Source organism: Carbonatibacter coralli (assembly GCF_039592655.1).
GTDB classification, from domain to species: domain Bacteria; phylum Pseudomonadota; class Alphaproteobacteria; order Kiloniellales; family Kiloniellaceae; genus Carbonatibacter; species Carbonatibacter coralli.
The window spans coordinates 165435-185505 of sequence record NZ_JBBUTJ010000005.1; the positions used below are offsets into that span (position 1 = coordinate 165435).

Below are 20071 nucleotides of genomic sequence, written 5' to 3' on the forward strand. Positions count from 1 at the left end.
GCAGATCCCTGATTCCCGCATTTGGATTGATCGAATGACTGAAACGCTTGGACCTATCAAGGCTGTTCTTTTTGACAAGGATGGCACGCTTTTCTCCTTTAACGAGACCTGGTCTGTTTTCTGTGTGCGGTTGCTGGACGAACTGGTGGGGGATGACCGTCCCCTGCGTCGCAAGCTGGCAGAGGCCTGTGGATTTGATGAGGAAAACAACGCTTTTCTGGCAGGATCACTGGTCGTTGCCGGAGCTGCGGATGACCTCTGCAAGACCTGGTCGGACCTGCTGGATGGTGTCAGTGCGCAAGAGGTTGATCTGAAATGTCAGGAAATCCTGAAGGATCTGCCTCTTGCACCTGTCGGTGACCTCTCTGGCATCCTCAAAAGTCTTCAGTTCCAGGGACTGCGTCTTGGCGTTGCGACCAATGATCTGGAGGCGGGGGCCGTCATCCAGTTGAAGCAGAGTGCAACCTCGGAATACTTTGACTTCGTGTGTGGTTGCGATTCCGGTTTCGGCAGCAAGCCGGGGTCCGGAATGGTGGATGCCTTTTGCGAAAAGTTTGCGCTTCAACCCGGTGACATTGCCTTCGTCGGTGACTCTGTTCACGACATGGAGTGTGGTGTGAATGCCGGCGTGGGCCTGAAGGTTGGTGTTCTGACCGGTCCTGCAACGCGTGAAGAACTGAACGGGCATGCAGATGTCGTGCTGGGCTCTATCGCCGAGCTGCCCGACTATCTGTCTGCACGCTAGAAACGGAGTCCCCCTTCTGGTGAAAAGACTTGACCAGTGGGGGGCAATCGTCTAGAAAACCCCAGATTTTGAAACAGTTTCTTTCCGCCGGGAAAGAGTCTGCCTGATCTGAATTGCGAGTTTTAAAGGCACCAAGGTGCTCCGCCAGTCCACGAGTTTCGTGCGCTGGCGTTTTGTGCATTGGGCCCTGGACAATCAAAACAAGGGAATCGTCCATGTTTGAGTCATTGCAGGAGCGTCTGGGTTCAGTCTTTGAAGGGCTGACAAAGCGCGGGAGCCTCAGCGAAGCGGATGTTACATCTGCCCTGCGCGAGGTCCGTGTTGCCTTGCTTGAAGCTGATGTGGCCCTGCCGGTTGTCAAGGACTTCGTGGAGAAGGTCAAGGAAGAGGCGGTTGATCAGAAGGTTCTGAAATCCATCACGCCGGGGCAGATGGTCATCAAGATCGTCAATGACAAACTGACCGAGATGCTGGGGTCGCAGGCATCGGGCCTGAACCTTTCTGTTACGCCTCCGGCTGTTGTGATGATGGTGGGCTTGCAGGGGTCCGGTAAAACGACCTCCACGGCAAAGATTTCCAAGCGCCTGACTGAAAAGGAACGCAAGAAGGTCCTGATGGCGTCTCTGGACGTGCGTCGCCCTGCCGCTCAGCAGCAGCTTCAGGTGCTGGGTCTGCAAACCGGCGTCCGCACACTGAACATTGTGCCTGGTGAGCAGCCTGTTGCCATTGCCAAGCGTGCGGTACAGACGGCTGCGCTGGAAGGCTTCGATGTTGTCATGCTTGACACCGCGGGTCGTCTGGCAATTGACGAGGAGCTTATGGCCGAGGTCGTCGCTGTTCGCGATGCATCAAAGCCGACCGAGACCCTGCTTGTTGCCGATGCCATGACAGGTCAGGATGCTGTGACTGTTGCAGAGACCTTCAACGAGAAGGTTGGTCTGAGCGGTATTGTGATGACCCGTATGGATGGTGATGCGCGCGGTGGTGCTGCTCTTTCCATGCGCGCTGTAACCGGCTGTCCGATCAAGCTGATGGGTGTTGGCGAGAAGCTGGAAGAGCTTGAGGACTTCCACCCGGACCGTGTTGCGTCCCGTATTCTGGGGATGGGGGATGTTGTTTCCCTGGTCGAGAAAGCGGCAGAGCATTTCGAGGAAGAGGAAGCCGAGAAGCTCGCACGCAAGATGCAGAAGGGCACCTTTGATCTGAACGATCTGGCAGCCCAACTGAAACAGATGCAGAAAATGGGCGGTCTGAACAGCCTGATGGGCATGCTTCCGGGCATGAATTCGGCCATGATGAAGAAGGTGAAGGAAGCCAAGCCGGATGACAGGATCATCACGCGCCAGCTGGCCATTATCTCTTCCATGACACCGAAGGAGCGCGAGAAGCCGGAGATTATCAAGGCCAAGCGCAAAATCCGCATTGCCAATGGCTGTGGCCTCGCCGTGCAGGATGTCAACAAGCTGCTGAAACAGCATCAGGAAGCATCCCGCATGATGAAAAAGGTTCAGAAGATGGGCAAGAAGGGCATGGCGCGCGGTGGCCTGCAGGGTCTTCTTCCCCCGGGCTTCGGCGGTTTCCCGAAGTAAGGAATTCCCGGTTTTGCGACCGGGTACTGATCAGGGCTCTGACGGTTTGACGAGCTTTGAAACTCTAGAGTAAGTCCGTTCCCGCAAGGGTTCGATTTTGGTGAAGTGCTGATCCGGATTTTCCGACAGCATGTTTAAAGAGAACAGACGGTTCTTTCCGGCTGTTCGTATGACAACAAGGAACTGATATGGCAGTTAAAATTCGCCTTGCACGCGGTGGTACGAAAAAACGTCCATACTACCGCATTGTTGTTGCCGATGTTCGCGCTCCACGTGATGGTCGCTTCATCGAAAAAATCGGTGCATACAACCCGATGGTTCCAAAGGACCATCCCGAGCGTCTCGTTCTGGACGAAGAGCGCGCGAAATACTGGGTTGGCACTGGTGCGCAACCAACTGATCGTGTTGCTCGCTTCCTGGGTGATCTGGGTATCACCGAAGCGCGTCGCATCCCGAACCAGACCAAGAAAAACCAGTTGAAAGCGAAAGCGAAAGAGCGACTGGAAGAGAAGCGTCTGGCTGCTGAAGAAGCTGCTGCTGCCGCTGCCGAAGCTGCTGCAGAAACCTCTGCTGAAGCAGAAGGTGCGGCTGAGTAATATTCGAACCTTTCGCGTTTGTAGACTTTTAAGACGGCCCCGACCATGGTCATGGAAACAACACATAAGGCAGATCTCATCTGTGTGGCTGCAGTTGCAGGAGCGCACGGCGTGCGTGGCCTCGTCAAACTGAAGACCTTCACGGAGTTTGCTGAAGACGTTGCCTCCTATGGTCCTTTGCTCGACGACAAGGGAAAAATCTTTGACGTCGAATTCAGAGGAGTGGTGAAGGGCGCGGTTCTGGCGCAGCTTTCGGGGGTTTCTGATCGCAATCAGGCCCAGGAAATGCGGGGAACCAAACTGTTCGTTGAACGCGCACTCCTTCCCGAACTGGAAGAGGAGGATGAGTTCTATGCGCACGATCTGGTGGGACTTCCGGTGCAAGATCCGGAAGGCGGCGATCTTGGTAAGGTTGTTGCAGTCCATAATTTCGGCGCCGGAGACATCCTTGAATTCGGCAAGGGAAAGAAAACCGAGATGATCAGCTTTACCCAAAGCTATGTTCCTGAAGTCGACCTTGAGGGCGGACATGTCATTGTCCGGATGCCCGATGTGGTCCTGGCGCAGGGAAAGGCCGAAGAGGTTGAACATCCCGAAGATTCTGACGGGAGTGCTTGAATGTCAGGCAGGACGCCCGACAGTGTTGGCGAGAAGGAAAGCGGGCCTTGGCACGCCACTTTGCTGACACTCATGCCGGAAATGTTTCCAGGAACCCTGGGGCATTCGCTGGCGGGTCGCGCGCTTGAAAAGGGGATCTGGTCACTGGACACTGTTCAGATCAGGGACTTTGCGACTGACAGGCATCGCACCGTGGACGATACGCCCTTTGGCGGTGGTGCAGGGATGGTGATGCGGCCTGATGTTCTGGATCGGGCTCTGGCGTCTGTGGAGGATCGGCAAGGTCCGGTTCTGTACATGTCGCCACGAGGACGGGTTCTGGATCAGGGCTTTGCGAAAGAGTTGGCAGATGGTCCCGGGGTAACGATCCTTTGCGGTCGCTACGAAGGGGTTGATCAGCGGGTTCTGGATGCGCGTTCAGTGGTTGAGGTTTCTATCGGGGATTACATCCTTTCCGGTGGGGAACTGGCAGCCACAGTGCTTATGGATACGGTGGTGCGCTTGCTGCCGGGGGTCATGGGCAATCAGGAGTCTGCAAGCGAGGAATCGTTTGAAACGGGTTTGCTGGAATACCCGATCTACACCCGCCCGGCTGAATGGGAGGGGCGCGATGTTCCGGAGGTTTTACAGTCCGGACATCATGCAAGGATCAGGGAATGGAGGCAGGCCCGAGCCGAGGAATTGACCAGACAGCGCAGGCCCGATTTGTGGCAGGCCTGGCTGGACCAACAGAAGATTACCAAACAGGGCCATTAGGTCCGGCTAACTATGACCCGCAAGGGTTTTAACAGACGGGCCACCGGCCCCTAGAAAATGGTAGAGGATAAAACAATGAATGTAATCGAGAAGCTGGAAGCGGATCAGATTGCCAAGCTGACAGACGGCAAGTCTATCCCTGAGTTTGGCCCGGGCGATACTCTGCGTGTCAACGTGAAGGTCGTTGAGGGTTCCCGTGAGCGTGTTCAGGCTTACGAGGGCGTTTGTATCGCTCGCAAGAATGCTGGCCTGAACTCCTCTTTCACTGTTCGCAAGATCTCTTACGGTGAAGGTGTGGAGCGTGTATTCCCGCTCTACAGCCCGCGTGTTGACTCCATCGAACTGATCCGTCGTGGTGATGTTCGTCGTTCCAAGCTGTACTACCTGCGTGACCGTCGTGGTAAGTCTGCTCGTATCGCCGAGAAGACAACCGGTTACAAAGGCAAGCTGTCTGCTGCAGAGCGCAAGAAGAAGTAACGACTTCCTTTTTCCTGCAGGAAAACGAAAAGCCCGCCTGTCTCAGGCGGGCTTTTTCATTGGGGGGAAGGGACGGTTTTTGCTCAAAACGGTGTCATTGCTGTCAGTCAGGGCAGCCCTGCTGTCTTTTTGGTATCCCTGATCTTGATCAGGTTGTCTGTTTCGAGGCCGGGCGTCTTTCCGTGATCCAGAGCTCTGCTGTTCTGGACCTCTTCGAGACTTCTCAGCGGCTTTTGCAGGTATGGACTTGAGGTGGTCTTGTTGCTCATCATTTCCCCCTTGTAAACGCTGAGCCTGAAGCCTGTTTTTGTGTGGGAAACATAATGCACAAAATATAAAAGATTTCAACTATAGGAATGTTGATAATTCTGCCCTGAACAAGGTGGAATGTGTGTGTTTTTCCCGGAATTTTTTTACATAACATTGAAATAAAAGGGATTTTATTTCATGTGTTTCTTCTCCGCTTCCCTTTCTTTTCCATTGAAGGTTGTTGTTTTTCAGAGGATTAATTCAACATCTGTTATTTGTCACGGGTTTGGTGTACAATCGGTATCCCTTTTGGCCATGTCGGGTCCCTCCAAGAGCACCCGAAAGCTGTACAGAGCAGATGAAAAGGTTGGCGGAGACTGACCGAAGGCTCTGACGTGATGAAACAAGACAGATTGTGTTGCAATGCCATTGGGGGCACGGGCTCGATTTTCACAATTGGTCTCCCTTCCTGTCGAGGAGGAGGTGAAGTATGAGGTTCCTGTATATCGAGGATCATCCCATCAACGCGAAACTGATGCGCGGTTTTGTCGAGAGCATCTGGGGACTGGATCTGGATGTGGCCGAGACGGCTGAAGAAGGACTGGCCCGTATAGGCGAGACAGATTACGATCTCGTCTTCATTGACATCAATCTGCCCGGGAAGAGTGGTCTGGATGTGATTCATGTGATCAGGGGGAATGACAATCTGAAAGGTTTGCCCCTGATTGTTGTTTCTGCTGATACAACGCGCTCCCTGGTGAGCGAGGTTCACAATCTGGGGGTGGCATACCTCAGCAAGCCGATTGATGCCCTGCGCTTGCAAACGATGACGGAAGAAGCCCTGCTGAAAAGCGGAACCCTTCATTGATTGTATTATGATGCCGGGGTGATTGGCCTTTGGCCCTTGACCTCCGGCAGAAAAGTTCCAATATCGATAAAGCGGATGCCTTTGTCAGGATCCGTCAATTGTCGAGTCAGCGCCTCTGTGGGCTGACACCAGGTTTTCCCTTGCTCTTGAAGAGGAGGTGTTATGTCACGTTTGTCTCTTTTCAGCAGTCCCCTGCTGCTTGGTTTTGAGCAGTTCGAGCAGGCCATAGACAGGGCCTCAAAAAGCACGGACAGCTATCCCCCCTACAATGTCGAGAAAATCAGCGAACACCAGTTGCGGATCACGCTGGCCGTTGCCGGTTTCTCCATGGACGATCTCTCTGTTCAGCTGGAACAGAACCAGTTGGTTGTGAAGGGGAAAATGCAAAATGACGAGAGCAGGATCTTCCTGCATCGCGGTATCGGCGGGCGTCAGTTCCGCAAGGCTTTCATTCTGGCTGACGGCATTGAAGTTGTTGGTGCATCGATGGACAACGGTCTGTTGCACATTGATTTGGAGCAACCCCTGAACGAAGCAGAAGTCAAGACGATCAAGATCGAATCCCGCCAGAGTCCCAAAGACTCCGGACGCCTTCTAGAAGGCTGATCTGTAAGGGTTTTTAAGTTTTTTGTTAAAAAAGAGAAAGTGTCAGTTCTTCGTTAATGACTTTTGGGCTAGGCTCATAGCCTGAAAGCGGAACCTGACGCTTCGAATGGAGATGAAACATGAACGCGCACAAGTTTTTTGAGCATTCGGCCCTGTCCGAACAGGACATGATGCAACTCGGTGTTGAAGCTGTTGCCTATGTGCGCCCTGTCGAGGAGGACGGCGAAGAGCTTTATGGCATCTTCGCTGCCGATGGAACCCAGATTGCCAGTGTTGAAAATCGTGACATTGCCTTTGCCACGATCCTGCAAAACGATCTGTCGCCTCTGAGTGTTCACTGATCACCACTTTGTTTGAGTGATATCAAAACGAAAAACGGCCCCGACAGCTTAAGAGCTTCGGGGCCGTTTTGTCTCTTCAGGATGAGCACTGCTGCTGTCAGGCTGCCTCGGATGTTCCGCCTTCGGTTGCCAAAACAGCATAAAGACCATCTTCGGTTTCGGAACCGCGAAGCTTTTTGCAGGTCTCCGGGTTTCTCAGAAGGCGGGAAACCCGGGCCAGAGCCTTGAGGTGTTCCGCACCTGAATCATCCGGTGCCAGAAGCAGGCAGATGAGGTCGACAGGCTGGCCGTCAATCGAATCAAATTCGACCGGGCGATCCAGACGCGCAAAGAGACCATGAAGACGATCCAGTCCCGGGATCTTGCCGTGTGGGATCGCGATCCCCTGGCCGATACCCGTGGTGCCCAGCTTTTCCCTTTCAATGAGAATCTGGAGGATCGCCCGCTTGTCCTCACCGCTGATTTCCGCGGCGCGTTTCGCCAGTTCCTGGAGTGCCTGCTTCTTGCCGGAAACTCGCAGTGAGGCAATCACTCCTTCGGGTGTGATGAGGTCAGTAACTTCCATGGTCAACTTTGCTGCTTTGTCAGATCACGCTTTGCTTTCAGCCGGATCGACCCAACCAATGTTTCCATCTGCACGACGGTAGATCATGTTGAGCCCGCCATGTGAGCTGTTGTGGAAGAGCATTGCTGGCAAATCTTCCAGATCGAGGCGCATCACGGCGATTGAAACCGACATGGTCGGAATTTCCGTGGGCATCTCTGCCACAACAAGGGGGGCTGTGTCCAGTTCTTCTTCAGCGTCATCACTGTGATCGGCTTCGCCCGCGAGAATATAGTGCTGGGCGTTGATGGCTTCACGCCCGCCTTCGGGCTTGTGATCGCGAAGTTTTCTCTTGTGACGGCGCAGGCGTTTGGACAGGCGTTCGGCTGCGAGATCAAAGGCCGGATAAGGTTCACCGGCTTCGCCGTTGGCCTCCAGCCGGATACCCTTGCTGACATGGGCAACAACTGTTGCGCGGTAGAGGTAGGCATCTTTTGTGAGGGTGACATCGACTTCGAGTGCGTCACCGAAATATTTGTTCAGAATAACAGAAAGAGACTCTTCAATATGAGTGCGCAGCGCGTCACCGACGTCGAGCTGCTTGCCTTTTACGGACAGCTGCATTTGCTTTCCCTATTATTATTTATGGAATGTGTGTGTCATGTGCAGAGGGCCTTTGTGCCGTCTGTCAGTGTACATTTAGAACGATCCAGGTCGTTGCCAACTCAAGCGAATTGCTTCCGGTTGGAGCCATTTGGAGACTGTCATGAGAACCTCCTTTAAATGTATATGACATTTTTACTGTAGCACAGAGTTGGGCAAAATTAAGGGCTTTTGCATACCAAAAAGTCGCATTCGGGAAGAATGCGACAAAAAGTTCATTTAAAATATTGATTTATAATGAAAATAAAGTGGTCAGAGCTGGAAGGCCTTTTCTTTCCGGCGCTGGCTGGAAGACCCGATTCCAATTGCTTCCCGGTATTTCGCAACAGTCCTTCTGGCGATGTCGATGCCCTCTGCTTTCAGGAGCTTGACCAGGGCGTCATCAGACAGGGGTTTCTTGGCGGGTTCCTCGTCAATGAGAGCCTTGATACGGGCTTTGACCGACTCTGCAGAGTGGGCGTCACCGTTTGCTCCTCCGACAGAAGAGGTAAAGAAGTACTTGAGCTCGAAGGTGCCGCGTGGCGTGACCAGATATTTGTTGGATGTGACGCGGCTTACTGTTGATTCGTGCATTTCAATGGCTTCGGCGACATCCTTCAGAGTCAGGGGCCTGAGGGCCTGAACCCCTTTTTTGAGGAAGCCGTCCTGCATGCGGACGATCTCGCTTGAAACCTTGAGGATTGTTGTGGCGCGCTGGTGGAGCGCCTTCACCAGCCAGTTGGCTGTCTGGTACTGCTCGCTGAGATAGGAGAGTTCATCCTTTTTCAGGTCGCGTGACTGGACATGGTTGTAATAGCCGGTGTTGACCAGAACCTTCGGCAGGGCTTCCGTGTTGAGTTCAATGTGCCATCCGCCCTTGTTGTCCGGCTTGACCAGCACATCCGGGATGATGGGCTCTACCGTGACGGTTTCAAAGGACTGACAGGGGCGCGGGTTCAGATTCCTGATCTCGGTGATCATGTCGGCAATGTCTTCCTGATCGGCCTTGCAGGCTTTCATCAGGCCTTTGAGATCACGATTGGCCAGCAGCTCGAGATGATCCAGGAAGGTCTCCATCATTGGATCGAGGCGGTTCTGCTCACGCAGCTGCAAAGACAGGCATTCCCGCAGATCCCGGGCAAAAACACCAATGGGGTCGAAGCGCTGCAGTTTTTCCAGAACGGCTTCAACCTGCTCTTCCGGGCAATTGAGCTGCCAGGCAATTTCGGCCAGTGGTGTGCTGAGGTAGCCGCTGTCATCCAGCTGCTCGATCAGGTGCGCACCGATGAGGCGCTCCTGCGTTGCCTCAATCTCGACCCCGAGCTGTTGCAGCAGGTGTTCGCGCAGGGTCAGTTCGGACGTCAGACGGTTTTCCAGCGAGTTGCTTTCATCGTCAAAACGGGTGTTGCCACCGGGACCCCAGTTGGAAAAGGCGGTGTCACTCTCTCCCCATTTGTTGTCCGGGCTTTCGTCGTAGTAGCTGTCGTAGTCTGTATCCAGGGGGCTGGAGTTGTTGTCCGGCAGGGTGTCCGAAGCCTGGAGGTCCATGCTGTCCGGCTGGGAGCTCGCTCCTGCTTCATCACCGGAAAAGGCTGTGTTGTCTGCGGTGGAGGGCTGGGGGCCGTCTGTGGACGGTTCTGCGCTGATCAGGTCGGAGGAACTGGCGCTGCCTGCCTGATTCTCGGTGTTTCCGAGGCCTGTTCCATCGTCGCGATCCAGCAGGGGGTTTTGCTCCAGCTCCTTTTCAACAAAGGATGCCAGCTCCATGTTGGACAGTTGCAGCAGTTTGATTGCCTGCTGCAATTGCGGAGTCATGACAAGGGCCTGACTTTGACGGAGTTCTAAGCGTGGAGTTATTGCCATGTCTGGTAGTGTTACAGACTAAATCTTTCACCGAGGTAAACGCGACGCACATCATCGTTATTTACAATGTCATCCGGCTGCCCTTCCATCAGGACTGTGCCATCGTGGATAATATAGGCTCTGTCAACAATATCCAGTGTTTCACGAACATTGTGATCCGTAATCAGAACGCCGATCCCGCGATCTTTCAGATGGGTCACCAGTTCACGAATGTCGCCAACCGCAATGGGATCAATTCCGGCAAAGGGTTCATCCAGCAGAATGAATTCCGGGTCGGACGCAAGAGCGCGGGCAATTTCAACACGGCGTCTTTCACCGCCGGAAAGGGCGACAGCAGGGGTTTTGCGCAGGTGCGTGATGGAAAACTCGGCCAGAAGGGATTCCAGCTTTGCCTCCCGCTTGCTTTTGACGGGTTCCACAACCTCCAGAATGGAGCGAATGTTCTGCTCGACATTCAGACCGCGGAAAATGGATGCTTCCTGCGGGAGGTATCCGATGCCCATGCGGGCACGGCGGTACATGGGCAGGCCGGTGATGTCGACATTGTCCAGGGTCACCCATCCGGAATCGGGATTGATCAGACCGGTGATGATGTAGAAGCTGGTTGTCTTGCCGGCACCGTTGGGACCCAGAAGGCCGACGACTTCCCCGCGCTGGACACTCATAGAGACATCGCGCAGAACAGGGCGTTTCTTGAAGCTTTTCCCGAGGCTCAGTGCTGAAAGCCCCGTGTTCTGGGCCGGGTTGTCCTGAACAAGGCGCGGGCCTGCGGATTCATCGCCTGTGGCGCTGTTGTCGTCCGGCGCAGAAGAATTGGAAAAGGCGTTGTCTTCAGTCATTCTCTATCCTGCTAATGTCCCTGTTGCCAGGAAGGCGGGGTCAGGGCTGCTTTGGTTCTTCCGGCGCGTTCTTTTTGGGGATGATCAACCCCTGGACGGGTGCGTTGCCTGATGAAATCAGACGACTTACGCCTGTTGCCAGATTGACTTCACCACGATCTCCGTTGAGCTGGTTGTCACCCTGGGTAATCTTGACATTGCCATCAAGGGTCGCGAGCTCCTTCTTGACGAAGTAGACGCCTCTATTGCCTGTCGCATACTCGGTGTTGCTGGAAATGCGCACGTCATTGAAAGCATCCACGCGATCCAGTTCAAGCTTGTCGGAGCCCGAGTTGTTGGCAAAGTTGGCCGAGATGATCTGCGCATAAACCCGTTTGTCCTCGCGGGTTACGATTGCGTCTCCGCGCGCAACGGCCAGCTGTCTGCCTTCCCAGTACTCAAGGGAATCCCGCGCTGTGATTACGTCACCGCCACTGACAATGCGGAGGTCGTTTCCGGTCAGAACCATAACCTGCTGATGAATATCGTAGACACCGTGATCGCCAAAGGCCTCGCGCCCGGGGGACTTGATGATGACAGAACCGACAGCATCAATGCGGTAGATTTCCGTACCACCTTCAGCATCCTGTTTGTAGTGCGCGACCAGACGGTCCGCAAAGACTTCCAGATCGCCCTGGGCTGCACGGGCGTCTCCGTTGGCAATGTATTGCTGTTCATCCCGGCGCCATTCAATTCCGTCAGAGGCGTTGATCTGCAGGGGCTCATCACCCGTTGCTCCCAGAGATGCGGATTGTGCGCCTGCATCGGAAGAGGCAAGGGAAAGGCCCATAAAGGCAACAAGCATCAGGAGTGAAGTCTGGAATCGCAAGGAAGAGGTCATGTGCCGCCGCTGTGACAAAAATCTGTTCTGTATTATTTTGTAAGGCCTTTGCCCTCGCCGGGCAAGATAATCAGTTCAGCTGCACCGGTAAAACGGATGACTTCGCCTTTTCTCTCGATTTCAAAGCCTTCTGATTCGATCTGGCCGGCCGGACCGTGACCCGTTACAGGGGTTTGACCATAGGCATAACCGCCGGGGAGGTCGAAGTTGGCGTCTGTGGTCTGAATCGTGAAGCCTTCGTTCTGGAAGATTTCAACATTGCCGTTGAGATTGAGGAGCCTCTGAACCTTGTCGTAGAGGCCGTTTTCCGCTGTCAGTGCCAGCCAGGTGCCGTCGTTCATGTTCAGATCGGCTTTCGGCGATGTCAGGAAAATCTCGCTTTCCCTGTCCCTGGACTGTTCTGCGAGGTCGGCTGAAAGCGTGTAGGGCTGATTGTTGTCATCAAGTCCCAGGAATTCGGGATTGAGGGCACTGAAGGTATCGGGGATGTTTTCAAGCAGGGCACTGTCACCAAACTTGAGGGTTTGTTTGACTTCGGCTTCCAGCTGGGGCCAGATCACGAAATAGCCGACCAGGGCAAGGGCTGAAAGGGGAAGCAGGAACTTGGCAAGAGACACAAAAATGCTGTATGCGCTCCAAAATTTTACAATCTTGGGCGCCTGGAAACTGCCACTGAACGCAGAGGCTTTGGGTGCTGCGTTGTTTCCCATTTTGTTTTTCCCGAGTTCCATGTCTTTCAGAGCTTTTAAAAACCTGTTTCCCTGATTTAGTTCAATCCGGCGCGCAGACAATCATGAATGTGAATGATGCCTGCCGGACAGTTGTCATCATCTGTCACAAAAAGACTGGTGATGGAGCGTTCATTCATAATGCCGAGGGCTTCTGCTGCCAGGGCATCTGCAGAAATGCTTCTCGGGTTTGCGGTCATGATATCGCTTGCAGACTGATCAAGCAAAGATTTGTCCATATGACGACGCAAATCGCCATCTGTGATGATGCCGACAAGCTCGCCCTTTTGCCCCTGGACACCAATACAGCCAAAGGCGCAGCTGGTCATGGACAGCAGCACTTCGCTCATGGCCGCGCCCGGCTGGCAAAGGGGGATGCTCTCTCCGGAATGCATGATGTCCCGGACACGCACGAGCTGTTTGCCCAGTGAACCGCCCGGGTGGAAGACCTTGAAGTCTGTTGCCTTGAACTGCTTGCACTCCAGAAGGGCAATGGCCAGGGCATCGCCGAGGACCAGTGTCATTGTGGTTGAAGTCGTCGGGGCAAGCCCCAGCGGACAGCCTTCCGGTTCGGGCGGGAGTATCAGGGCGATATCTGCCGTTTTCGCAAGGGCCGAGCCGGCACCGCTCGTAATGGCGATCAGGGGAATGGAATAACGGCGTGTGTAGGTCAGCAGATCGGTCAGTTCAGCTGTGTTGCCGGAGTTGGACAGGGCAAGAACAGCGTCATCCTGTGTGATCATGCCCAGATCGCCGTGACTGGCCTCGCCCGGGTGAACAAAATAGGCTGGCGTACCGGTTGAAGCCATCGTTGCGGCGATCTTCTTGCCGATATGCCCGCTCTTGCCCATGCCGCTGACAATGACGCGCCCCCTGATTTGCATCAGGGTTTCAACTGCGGATTCAAAGTCACCGTTCAGGCTGTCCCGCAGGGCCAGAAGCGCGTTGCCTTCCGTCTTGATCAGGCGCTGTGCAGACTCCAGTGCAGTGATGGTCTTTTCTTGTGCCGGTGCGTTCATGGCAGGAGGTCCAAAACAGTGATCAATCAGGAGTGCGCAAAAATGTCGATATCGTTCCAGCCGATAAGATCCAGATGGGCACGCATGGGCAGAAAGTCAAAGCAGGTTTGTGCTTCTGTTGTGCGATTCTCGCGTTCGAGGCGCTGGTTCAGGATCTCGCGCAACTGATGCAGATAGAGAACATCCGATGCGGCGTATTGCAGCTGTTCCGGCTTCAGCTCCGTACTTCCCCAGTCTGATGACTGCTGTTGCTTGGAGATATCGATGCCCAGCAGTTCGCGACAAAGTTCCTTCAAACCGTGACGGTCCGTGTAGGTGCGCACCATCTTCGAGGCGATTTTTGTACAGTATACCGGGGCACAGGTGACCCCGAGGTAACGTTCGATGGCTGCGAGATCAAAGCGTGCAAAGTGGAAAATCTTGGTCACGTCCGGATTGGTCATCAGGCGGCGCAGGTTCGGAGCATCGAAGTTGCCATCCCTGAACTGGACCAGATGGCAGACGCCGTCTCCGGCTGAAAGCTGCAGAAGGCAGAGCCGGTCGCGTGACAGATTCAGTCCCATTGTTTCAGAGTCAATTGCGACGGAGGTCCCAAAATCCAGACCGTCAGGAATGTCTGTTTGGTGAAGATGAATTTCAGGAGTGTTGCTCACGTCGATTTTCCCGTACGCCAAGTTTCGAACAATGCTAAACTGATCTGATCCTATCTTCTTGATCGTAAAGTTTTTTATAAAAACAAAACGCTGGTAGTCTTTGATGTGTCCAGCTCAGAGGGGATCAAGTCCGTTCCGATCCTATCACTATCAGAGCGGGGAGAGCATGACCAGATGAGAATCTGGGCTTTTCTGTGGCTTTGTGTTGGGGGCTGGTACAGCAAACATCCGCTCGGAAAGGTGAAACCCGATGGTCGCTTTGACATCTTCAGCAGTCGCATCCCAGAATCCCGTTATCAATCCCGTTACAGGGCAGAAGGCAGGCGAAGGTCGCACAGTCGTTGTTTTCGGTGGTTCGGGCTTCATAGGGCGCTATCTGGTCCCGCTGCTGGCACGCGACGGCTGGGCCGTCCGGGTTGCGGTCAGAAGCCCGGAAAAGGCCGCCTTTCTGAAAACTGCGGGTGATGTTGGCCAGATTTCTCCGCTGGCCTGTGATCTTTCAAAGCCCGAGATGATTGCCCGGGCTGTTTCCGGCGCTGATGTGGTTGTGAACCTTGTCGGTATCCTTTTCGAAAGCGGGTCGCAGACATTTTCCGCATTGCAGGAGCAGGGACCCGGGCGTATCGCCAGTGCTGCCAGGGCATCCGGTGTCTCCCGTTTTGTCCAGATGTCTGCCATCGGCGCAGATCCTGATTCAGGTGCCCTCTATGCCAGCAGCAAGGGGAGAGGGGAGCAGGCCGTGCATGATGTCTATCCCGATGCATCCATTGTACGTCCCAGCGTTGTGTTTGGTCGCGAAGACGGCTTTTACAACCGTTTTGCAGATATGCTGCCGGTCTCGCCATTTCTGCCGCTTGTCGGAGGCGGGAAAACCCTGTTTCAGCCGGTTTTCGTCGGTGATGTTGCTGAAGCCTTGCGCCGTTGTGTGAACCATCCGGAATGCTGTGGAGGGAAAACCTATGAACTGGGTGGTCCGGATGTCTGGAGTTTCAGAGCGTGCCTTGAATACCTGCTGAGAGTAACGGGCAAGCGCCGTCTGCTTTTGAACCTGCCCTTTTCCGTTGCGAAAATGCAGGCGTTTTTTATGGAGTTTCTTCCGGTGCCGCCCCTGACGCGGGATCAGGTCACGATGCTGCACTCCGACAATGTGGTTTCTCCCGATGCCCCTGATCTGGAAGATTTGGGGATTGCGCCGACTTCCATGCAAGCAATTGTTCCTGAATACATTTGCAGGTAAATGACGGACTTTAAAAGACAGGATACCCTGCGCTTTTGAAGACTCGGTTGAGAGTGCTTTGCAGGACCTCTCCGGACGGTTATAGTCCCGGCCATGAGAATTCTATACCACCTTCCTCTTGATCCCGGTTGCCGTCTTGTTCGCATTCTGATGCGTGAAAAGGCGCTCGACTTTGAAATGTATGCCGAAAAGGTTTGGGAACGCCGCTCGGAATTCCTGACTCTCAATCCTGCCGGTGAAGTACCGGTTCTGATTGACGAGGGGGATCAGGTTGTCTGTGGCAGTGCGATGGTCATTACCGAGTACCTGGAGGAAGTCTGTCCGGAACCCGGATTTCTGGGGCACACGGCTGCTGAACGTGCAGAAGTGCGTCGCCTTATGTCGTGGTTTGACGACAAATTCCGACGTGAAGTGACTGTTAATTTGGTTGATGAAAAGCTGATGAAGCGTTTTCTCGGTCTGGGGGAACCCAATTCGGCTGCCATTCGGGCCGGGCATGCCAACATCCATTATCATCTGGATTACATCGGGTGGCTTTGCGACCGTCGCACCTGGCTGGCCGGAGATGACCTGTCCCTTGCTGATATCACGGCAGCAGCCCATCTTTCAGCGCTGGATTATCTGGGGGATGTTCCCTGGAAGGATCACCCCGGTGCAAAGGACTGGTATGCGCGCTTCAAGTCGCGGCCTTCAATGCGGGATGTTCTGGCTGACCTGATTCCCGGTGCGCCACCTTCCAAACATTACAGCGATCTGGATTTCTAGCCTTATTCGGCTTTCAGATCCATGCGTTCGAGGTTGATCTGTGCGGCGTCAGCAGCGGGTGTGCCCAGACCGATATCCAGAACCCTGAGCCAGTCTGCGCGTGCCTGGTCGTTGTTGCCGGAGAGCCTTTGCACAATCCCGCGCTCCAGAAGCGCTTCCAGATTGTCCGGGTTGCGTTGCAGGGCGGCATTGGCATCGGACAGGGCGTTGGCATTCTGCCCCGCGAACCGCCAGGCCGTTGCTCTAAAGGCGAGAATATCATCCCTTTGCGGGGCGAGAGTGTGTGCCCTGTTGAGGTCTTCCAGAGCCTCGTTAAAGCGTCCAAGTTCAGCAAGAACCTCTGCGCGATCAACAAAGAAATCGGGCTGGCTCTGGTCCAGATCGATTGCAGCCTTCTGAACAGCGTAGGCGCGATCAAGATCACCGTGCAGCATCCACCCTCTTCCGGCCTGATGGAGAATTTGTGCGCGAAGAAGGGTGTCTTCTGTTTTGATGGTTTGTGCCAGACCTTCCAGGCGGCTGGCAGCAGCATCGTAAATTTCGAGCCCGAACAGGGCTTGTGCGGCGCAGTGTTCAGCCGGGTAGCCGCCCCCCTTGGAAGCCCAGGCAAGAGCGGCCTCGAAGGCCGTTTCAGGGCGCTTTTCAATCAGGGAAATACAGGCTTCATACTGATAGGCGTGATCAATCTGTTCTGCCTGTGCTGCCGGAAGCAGGAAAAGTGCAAGGGAAGCAAGAGATGTCAGGGTGGTGAGTTTTTTGACAGAAGACATGTGATCGTTTTGCTGCTGGGAAAGGTAAGACCATTTTGAACTAGTTGCGCAATACGGCCCTTTTGAGGCGATAGTGCCGCAGGGGTGATATTCTGTTGCACGAAGGCTTTGCGCAACCTATTTGAGAACAGTCCACAGTCCACAGTCCACAGTCCACAGTCCACAGTCCACAGTCCACAGTCCACAGTCCACAGTCCACAGTCCACAGTCCACAGTCCACAGTCCACAGTCCACAGTCCACAGTCCACAGTCCACAGGTTGAATTCCTCATGTCCAACAAGCTCTTCTGTTTCGGTTATGGCTATTCCGCACTGGAACTGGCGAAACGCCTCAGGGAAAGGGGCTGGGCCATTTCCGGCACGATCCGTCCGTCTTCCGAAGGCGCTGGCGAGAAGGCCGGGAGGCTCCGGGCGCTGGGGTATGAAGTGCATTTCCTCGACCATGCAACCGCGCTTGATGATCCTGCAGAGATACTGGGAGATGTGACCCATATCGTGGTTTCGACCCCGCCGGGGACGGAAGGGGATGTGGCCCTTGCGCTTCATCGCACGGATATTGCCGCGATGAAGAAACTGCAATGGCTGGGTTATCTCTCGACAACCGGAGTTTACGGGACACGGGATGGCGGAACTGTGACGGAGGAGGATCCGCTCCATCCTTCCATGCCGCGCAGTCAGGCGCGTGCGGATGCCGAGGCTGCGTGGATGCAGCTCCGGAAGGACAGCTCTGTGCCGGTTCATCTTTTCCGCCTTGCCGGGATCTACGGACCGGGGCGCAATGTGTTGCGCAAGATCAGGGCCGGGAAGGTGGAGCAGCGTATTGATCGGCCCGGACAGGTTTTCAGCCGCATTCATGTCGAGGACATTGCAACGGTTCTGGAGGCTTCAATCCGCAAGCCTCGTCCCGGCGGTATCTACAATGTCTGTGATGATGCGCCCGAGGAACCTTCGATTGTCACAGAGTATGCCTGCAGGCTTCTGGGTGCGCCTGTTCCGGAGCTGGTGCCTTTTGAGCAGGCTGAAATGTCGCCAATGGCGCAGACCTTCTGGAATGACAACAAGCGTGTCGACAACAGCCTGATCAAGACCGAGCTTGGCGTTGAATTGCGTTACCCGGACTACCAGACCGGTTTTCAGGCTCTGCTGTCGACCCTTTAGAGGGTGAGCAACCAGCGCAGCGCAAAGAAGAAGGCCATGCCACCGGCAATTGCTGTCAAAAGGTCCTTTCGCCAGAGACCAAGCAGCAATGTCAAGATGCCTGCAATCAGATAGGGATTGTCGTAACTGAAGTTGATCTGTCCCTCCTTTGAAATCAGAAGGGCCGGAACAACAATTGCCGTCAGGACGGCAGGCGGGATAAATCCGAGGGCATCCTTGATGCTGGTCGAAAAGCGAACCCTGTCCGCCCGGGCAAAGAGCGCGTAGCGTACGCCGAAGGTGACGAGGGTCATTCCCAGAACCATCAGGATTTCTTCAAGGGCTGTCATTGATCAGGACTCCTCTTTCCGGCTTTGTTGGCGCTGGTGCAGGCTTCCATCCATGCGCTGGCGGATCTTGAGCAGGGTAAAGCCGACAGCAATCCCGCTGATGGCTGCGATCATCAGGCCCAGTTTGTTGGGGAAATCAAGGGCGACGATGGCAATCACACCGGATGTGATGATGCAGGCCCAGACCGGGCTGGAGGGCTTTCTGGTCAGGTAGGGCGGAATCATTGCAGTGAAGGTGGCGACCATGGCAAAGTCCAGTCCCCAGCTTGCAATGTCGGGGAAGAGCTGACCCAGTGTCAGGCCGAGGAAGGTACAAAGGGACCAGTTGCTGTACATCGCCAGGCTGGAGCCAAGCTGGAAGTAGGGCAATTCCCTTTTGGCCCAGTCATCGCTGCGTTTCATGAGCTGATCGTTGACCGTTGCATAGGTTTCATCCGTGAGAAAGAAAGCCAGGGCAATCCTCCAGCGATGCGAAAGGTTCTTGAAGCGCTCCACCAGAGCTGCTGCATAGAGAATGTGCCGCAGGTTGACGACAAAGGTCGTCAGGATGATGACGGGCACTGATGCGCCGGCTGTGATCAGGCCGATGGCGACAATTTGCGAGGCTCCGCCATAGACGAAGACGGACAGCCCCATGATGGCCCAGAATGACAGTCCCGCCTGATCGGCCAGGGTGCCGAAAATCACGCCAAAGGGAATCGCCCCCAGAATAACAGGGAAGGTCAGTTTTGCCCCTTCCAGCATGGCAGCAATCTTCAGGTTCCTGCCGAGCGGCTGCTGCTCTTCCATGGCGCCGGGGGAGCGGGACAGTTCAGGCATGGTCATAATCAAGTTCCATATAGAGATTGCAGCGACTGGAGGAACAGAGGCCGGAAGGGGGTGGACAGGTCCTGAAACCGGTCCTCTCATAAAGGCGCAAGGCGGATTTCAGACTGCTGTTGCTTTCGAGGAAGACGGTTCTTGCACCAAGCTGTCTTGCCTCGCCCAGGGATTTCAGAAGAAGCTTTCTTCCGGTTCCTGTCCCCCTGTAGTCCGGGGCCACCGTGAGTTTCGCAATTTCATAGCGATCGTCAGGGTGGGCGATCAGGCAACAGGTTCCAACGATCCGCTCTTTGTTCTGTGCCAGAAAGATGGCTCCACCGGTGGCGAGGATAGTGGCTTCAGGGTTTTCGAGGCGTTTTTCGTCCTGTTCGGTTATTTCGCCCGGGAAAAGCGCGTGGAGATAACGTGTGTTGATGTCCCTGAAGGCCGTTCTGTGATCGGAAGACCACCCGATGATCCGGGTTTCTGCCTTCTGCTCTGCTGATTCAAGGCGATCCAGTGTCCGGGACGACAGGCTTTGTTCGGAGAGGAAGTCTTCCAGCTCTGTCATCTGTTGCAGGAAATTTCCTCCGTCTGAACGCTTCTGCGCTTCTGTCAGGGCTTCCCTGAGACATTGTTTGAGGGAATTCCAGATCGGCTGCAGCTCGGGAATGGTTTTCTCGGCCTTCGGGCTGAGAAAAAGTCGTTGCCTGCGTTCGTCCCTGGGGTCGGAAACCTTCTCCAGCCAGCCTTCGGAGACCATCCGGGTTGCCATTTTGCTGACAAAGGGATGGCTGACACCCAGCTGTGCGGCTGCATCTGTTACCGTGACAGGGCCATTGGTGTGGATCAGGTAAAACAGGGAGAAGAAACCGGGGGAAAGTGCAATGTCCCTGGCGTCATAGACGACCTGGACTTCGGCCATGAGCAGATCGCTCAGGCGCTTGGTCCGTGTCCCCAAAACCAGCTCTTCAAAAACACGCATCTGATCCATGGTAA

25 protein-coding genes are annotated in these 20071 nt (G+C 54.7%); 12 read left to right on the top strand and 13 right to left on the bottom strand.

All coding sequences use genetic code 11. The features are described from left to right. Positions 1 to 34: 34 nt before the first annotated feature. The 6 genes from AAAH10_RS12640 (at position 35) to rplS (ending at position 4781) form a co-directional block, all read left to right on the top strand. Positions 35 to 745: an HAD family hydrolase gene (locus AAAH10_RS12640; RefSeq protein WP_343564096.1), complete on the top strand. Its 711-nt coding sequence runs from the start codon at positions 35 to 37 to the stop codon at positions 743 to 745. A gap of 215 nt (positions 746 to 960) precedes the next feature. Next, entirely contained in the window at positions 961 to 2334 is a 1374-nt protein-coding gene (gene ffh, locus AAAH10_RS12645; protein WP_343564098.1) for a signal recognition particle protein, read from the top strand. Between the two features lie 188 nt (positions 2335 to 2522). Continuing rightward, a complete protein-coding gene (rpsP, locus tag AAAH10_RS12650; protein WP_343564100.1) occupies positions 2523 to 2930 on the top strand; it encodes a 30S ribosomal protein S16 in 408 nt (135 codons plus the stop codon). Between the two features lie 51 nt (positions 2931 to 2981). Further along, positions 2982 to 3548 carry a ribosome maturation factor RimM gene (rimM, locus tag AAAH10_RS12655; protein WP_343564102.1) on the top strand — a complete coding sequence of 189 codons (567 nt, stop codon included), beginning with the start codon at positions 2982 to 2984 and terminating at the stop codon, positions 3546 to 3548. After that, positions 3549 to 4304, top strand: coding sequence for a tRNA (guanosine(37)-N1)-methyltransferase TrmD (gene trmD / locus AAAH10_RS12660; RefSeq protein ID WP_343564104.1), 756 nt, complete (start codon positions 3549 to 3551; stop codon positions 4302 to 4304). A 75-nt stretch (positions 4305 to 4379) separates the two neighbouring features. Next, positions 4380 to 4781 carry a 50S ribosomal protein L19 gene (gene rplS / locus AAAH10_RS12665; protein WP_343564106.1) on the top strand — a complete coding sequence of 134 codons (402 nt, stop codon included), beginning with the start codon at positions 4380 to 4382 and terminating at the stop codon, positions 4779 to 4781. Positions 4782 to 4888: 107 nt separating this feature from the next. On the opposite strand, the gene AAAH10_RS12670 is transcribed toward rplS, so the two are convergent. Continuing rightward, a complete protein-coding gene (locus AAAH10_RS12670) occupies positions 4889 to 5050 on the bottom strand; it encodes a hypothetical protein (RefSeq protein WP_343564108.1) in 162 nt (53 codons plus the stop codon). 470 nt (positions 5051 to 5520) lie between these two features. Between AAAH10_RS12670 and AAAH10_RS12675 the strand changes: the two genes are divergently transcribed. The 3 genes from AAAH10_RS12675 (at position 5521) to AAAH10_RS12685 (ending at position 6845) form a co-directional block, all read left to right on the top strand. Then, positions 5521 to 5898 carry a response regulator gene (locus AAAH10_RS12675; protein WP_343564110.1) on the top strand — a complete coding sequence of 126 codons (378 nt, stop codon included), beginning with the start codon at positions 5521 to 5523 and terminating at the stop codon, positions 5896 to 5898. A gap of 162 nt (positions 5899 to 6060) precedes the next feature. Beyond that, positions 6061 to 6504, top strand: coding sequence for an Hsp20 family protein (locus AAAH10_RS12680; protein WP_343564112.1), 444 nt, complete (start codon positions 6061 to 6063; stop codon positions 6502 to 6504). Positions 6505 to 6623: 119 nt separating this feature from the next. Then, the gene (locus AAAH10_RS12685) at positions 6624 to 6845 is read left to right on the top strand and encodes a DUF1150 family protein (RefSeq protein ID WP_343564114.1); all 222 of its coding nucleotides are present in this window, start codon (positions 6624 to 6626) and stop codon (positions 6843 to 6845) included. 97 nt (positions 6846 to 6942) lie between these two features. On the opposite strand, the gene ptsN is transcribed toward AAAH10_RS12685, so the two are convergent. The 8 genes from ptsN to AAAH10_RS12725 form a co-directional block, all read right to left on the bottom strand. After that, complete coding sequence (gene ptsN / locus AAAH10_RS12690) at positions 6943 to 7410, bottom strand: PTS IIA-like nitrogen regulatory protein PtsN (RefSeq protein WP_343564117.1); 468 nt, start codon at positions 7408 to 7410, stop codon at positions 6943 to 6945. A 24-nt stretch (positions 7411 to 7434) separates the two neighbouring features. After that, positions 7435 to 8013 (bottom strand): ribosome hibernation-promoting factor, HPF/YfiA family, encoded by a 579-nt coding sequence (hpf, locus tag AAAH10_RS12695; protein ID WP_343564120.1) that lies wholly within the window; start codon positions 8011 to 8013, stop codon positions 7435 to 7437. 291 nt (positions 8014 to 8304) lie between these two features. After that, complete coding sequence (rpoN, locus tag AAAH10_RS12700; RefSeq protein WP_343564122.1) at positions 8305 to 9894, bottom strand: RNA polymerase factor sigma-54; 1590 nt, start codon at positions 9892 to 9894, stop codon at positions 8305 to 8307. Positions 9895 to 9905: 11 nt separating this feature from the next. Continuing rightward, on the bottom strand, positions 9906 to 10733 hold the full coding sequence (gene lptB / locus AAAH10_RS12705; protein WP_343564124.1) for an LPS export ABC transporter ATP-binding protein: 828 nt from the start codon (positions 10731 to 10733) through the stop codon (positions 9906 to 9908). Positions 10734 to 10773: 40 nt separating this feature from the next. Continuing rightward, positions 10774 to 11613: an LptA/OstA family protein gene (locus AAAH10_RS12710; RefSeq protein WP_343564126.1), complete on the bottom strand. Its 840-nt coding sequence runs from the start codon at positions 11611 to 11613 to the stop codon at positions 10774 to 10776. A gap of 32 nt (positions 11614 to 11645) precedes the next feature. Further along, a complete protein-coding gene (gene lptC, locus AAAH10_RS12715; RefSeq protein WP_343564128.1) occupies positions 11646 to 12323 on the bottom strand; it encodes an LPS export ABC transporter periplasmic protein LptC in 678 nt (225 codons plus the stop codon). 56 nt (positions 12324 to 12379) lie between these two features. Then, complete coding sequence (locus tag AAAH10_RS12720; RefSeq protein WP_343564130.1) at positions 12380 to 13360, bottom strand: KpsF/GutQ family sugar-phosphate isomerase; 981 nt, start codon at positions 13358 to 13360, stop codon at positions 12380 to 12382. 26 nt (positions 13361 to 13386) lie between these two features. Further along, positions 13387 to 14013 carry a ribonuclease D gene (locus tag AAAH10_RS12725; protein WP_442490274.1) on the bottom strand — a complete coding sequence of 209 codons (627 nt, stop codon included), beginning with the start codon at positions 14011 to 14013 and terminating at the stop codon, positions 13387 to 13389. Positions 14014 to 14263: 250 nt separating this feature from the next. Between AAAH10_RS12725 and AAAH10_RS12730 the strand changes: the two genes are divergently transcribed. Together AAAH10_RS12730 and AAAH10_RS12735 are read left to right on the top strand one after the other, a co-directional pair. Further along, positions 14264 to 15250, top strand: coding sequence for a complex I NDUFA9 subunit family protein (locus AAAH10_RS12730; protein ID WP_343564132.1), 987 nt, complete (start codon positions 14264 to 14266; stop codon positions 15248 to 15250). Positions 15251 to 15343: 93 nt separating this feature from the next. Beyond that, positions 15344 to 16015: a glutathione S-transferase family protein gene (locus tag AAAH10_RS12735; protein ID WP_343564134.1), complete on the top strand. Its 672-nt coding sequence runs from the start codon at positions 15344 to 15346 to the stop codon at positions 16013 to 16015. A gap of 2 nt (positions 16016 to 16017) precedes the next feature. Here the strand turns inward: AAAH10_RS12735 and AAAH10_RS12740 are convergent, their stop codons facing one another. After that, positions 16018 to 16785 (bottom strand): BTAD domain-containing putative transcriptional regulator, encoded by a 768-nt coding sequence (locus tag AAAH10_RS12740; RefSeq protein WP_343564136.1) that lies wholly within the window; start codon positions 16783 to 16785, stop codon positions 16018 to 16020. A 269-nt stretch (positions 16786 to 17054) separates the two neighbouring features. Here AAAH10_RS12740 and AAAH10_RS12745 point away from each other — a divergent pair, with 269 nt between their 5' ends. Then, complete coding sequence (locus AAAH10_RS12745) at positions 17055 to 17942, top strand: SDR family oxidoreductase (RefSeq protein WP_343564138.1); 888 nt, start codon at positions 17055 to 17057, stop codon at positions 17940 to 17942. Here the strand turns inward: AAAH10_RS12745 and AAAH10_RS12750 are convergent. Genes AAAH10_RS12750 through AAAH10_RS12760 form a run of 3 tightly spaced genes read right to left on the bottom strand, consistent with a single transcriptional unit; the run spans position 17939 to position 20066 of the window. Then, positions 17939 to 18271: an AzlD domain-containing protein gene (locus AAAH10_RS12750; RefSeq protein ID WP_343564140.1), complete on the bottom strand. Its 333-nt coding sequence runs from the start codon at positions 18269 to 18271 to the stop codon at positions 17939 to 17941. The two genes, AAAH10_RS12745 and AAAH10_RS12750, sit on opposite strands and share 4 nt — an antisense overlap. Before the next feature lie 3 nt (positions 18272 to 18274). Beyond that, positions 18275 to 19096 carry an AzlC family ABC transporter permease gene (locus tag AAAH10_RS12755; RefSeq protein WP_343564142.1) on the bottom strand — a complete coding sequence of 274 codons (822 nt, stop codon included), beginning with the start codon at positions 19094 to 19096 and terminating at the stop codon, positions 18275 to 18277. Continuing rightward, positions 19083 to 20066: a bifunctional helix-turn-helix transcriptional regulator/GNAT family N-acetyltransferase gene (locus tag AAAH10_RS12760; RefSeq protein WP_343564144.1), complete on the bottom strand. Its 984-nt coding sequence runs from the start codon at positions 20064 to 20066 to the stop codon at positions 19083 to 19085. Before AAAH10_RS12760 ends, AAAH10_RS12755 begins: the two co-directional genes overlap by 14 nt. Between the last annotated feature and the right edge of the window lie 5 nt (positions 20067 to 20071).

Coding starts and splice junctions, on each gene's coding strand:
- AAAH10_RS12750 (WP_343564140.1), bottom strand. CDS start 18,271: ATGACAGCCCTTGAAGAAATCCTGATGGTTCTGGGAATGACCCTCGTC.
- AAAH10_RS12740 (WP_343564136.1), bottom strand. CDS start 16,785: ATGTCTTCTGTCAAAAAACTCACCACCCTGACATCTCTTGCTTCCCTT.
- rpsP (WP_343564100.1), top strand. CDS start 2,523: ATGGCAGTTAAAATTCGCCTTGCACGCGGTGGTACGAAAAAACGTCCA.
- AAAH10_RS12735 (WP_343564134.1), top strand. CDS start 15,344: ATGAGAATTCTATACCACCTTCCTCTTGATCCCGGTTGCCGTCTTGTT.
- AAAH10_RS12640 (WP_343564096.1), top strand. CDS start 35: ATGACTGAAACGCTTGGACCTATCAAGGCTGTTCTTTTTGACAAGGAT.
- rplS (WP_343564106.1), top strand. CDS start 4,380: ATGAATGTAATCGAGAAGCTGGAAGCGGATCAGATTGCCAAGCTGACA.
- ptsN (WP_343564117.1), bottom strand. CDS start 7,410: ATGGAAGTTACTGACCTCATCACACCCGAAGGAGTGATTGCCTCACTG.
- rpoN (WP_343564122.1), bottom strand. CDS start 9,894: ATGGCAATAACTCCACGCTTAGAACTCCGTCAAAGTCAGGCCCTTGTC.
- AAAH10_RS12710 (WP_343564126.1), bottom strand. CDS start 11,613: ATGACCTCTTCCTTGCGATTCCAGACTTCACTCCTGATGCTTGTTGCC.
- AAAH10_RS12670 (WP_343564108.1), bottom strand. CDS start 5,050: ATGAGCAACAAGACCACCTCAAGTCCATACCTGCAAAAGCCGCTGAGA.
- trmD (WP_343564104.1), top strand. CDS start 3,549: ATGTCAGGCAGGACGCCCGACAGTGTTGGCGAGAAGGAAAGCGGGCCT.
- AAAH10_RS12760 (WP_343564144.1), bottom strand. CDS start 20,066: ATGGATCAGATGCGTGTTTTTGAAGAGCTGGTTTTGGGGACACGGACC.
- lptC (WP_343564128.1), bottom strand. CDS start 12,323: ATGGGAAACAACGCAGCACCCAAAGCCTCTGCGTTCAGTGGCAGTTTC.
- ffh (WP_343564098.1), top strand. CDS start 961: ATGTTTGAGTCATTGCAGGAGCGTCTGGGTTCAGTCTTTGAAGGGCTG.
- AAAH10_RS12755 (WP_343564142.1), bottom strand. CDS start 19,096: ATGACCATGCCTGAACTGTCCCGCTCCCCCGGCGCCATGGAAGAGCAG.
- hpf (WP_343564120.1), bottom strand. CDS start 8,013: ATGCAGCTGTCCGTAAAAGGCAAGCAGCTCGACGTCGGTGACGCGCTG.
- AAAH10_RS12685 (WP_343564114.1), top strand. CDS start 6,624: ATGAACGCGCACAAGTTTTTTGAGCATTCGGCCCTGTCCGAACAGGAC.
- AAAH10_RS12730 (WP_343564132.1), top strand. CDS start 14,264: ATGGTCGCTTTGACATCTTCAGCAGTCGCATCCCAGAATCCCGTTATC.
- AAAH10_RS12720 (WP_343564130.1), bottom strand. CDS start 13,360: ATGAACGCACCGGCACAAGAAAAGACCATCACTGCACTGGAGTCTGCA.
- lptB (WP_343564124.1), bottom strand. CDS start 10,733: ATGACTGAAGACAACGCCTTTTCCAATTCTTCTGCGCCGGACGACAAC.
- AAAH10_RS12675 (WP_343564110.1), top strand. CDS start 5,521: ATGAGGTTCCTGTATATCGAGGATCATCCCATCAACGCGAAACTGATG.
- AAAH10_RS12680 (WP_343564112.1), top strand. CDS start 6,061: ATGTCACGTTTGTCTCTTTTCAGCAGTCCCCTGCTGCTTGGTTTTGAG.
- rimM (WP_343564102.1), top strand. CDS start 2,982: ATGGAAACAACACATAAGGCAGATCTCATCTGTGTGGCTGCAGTTGCA.
- AAAH10_RS12745 (WP_343564138.1), top strand. CDS start 17,055: ATGTCCAACAAGCTCTTCTGTTTCGGTTATGGCTATTCCGCACTGGAA.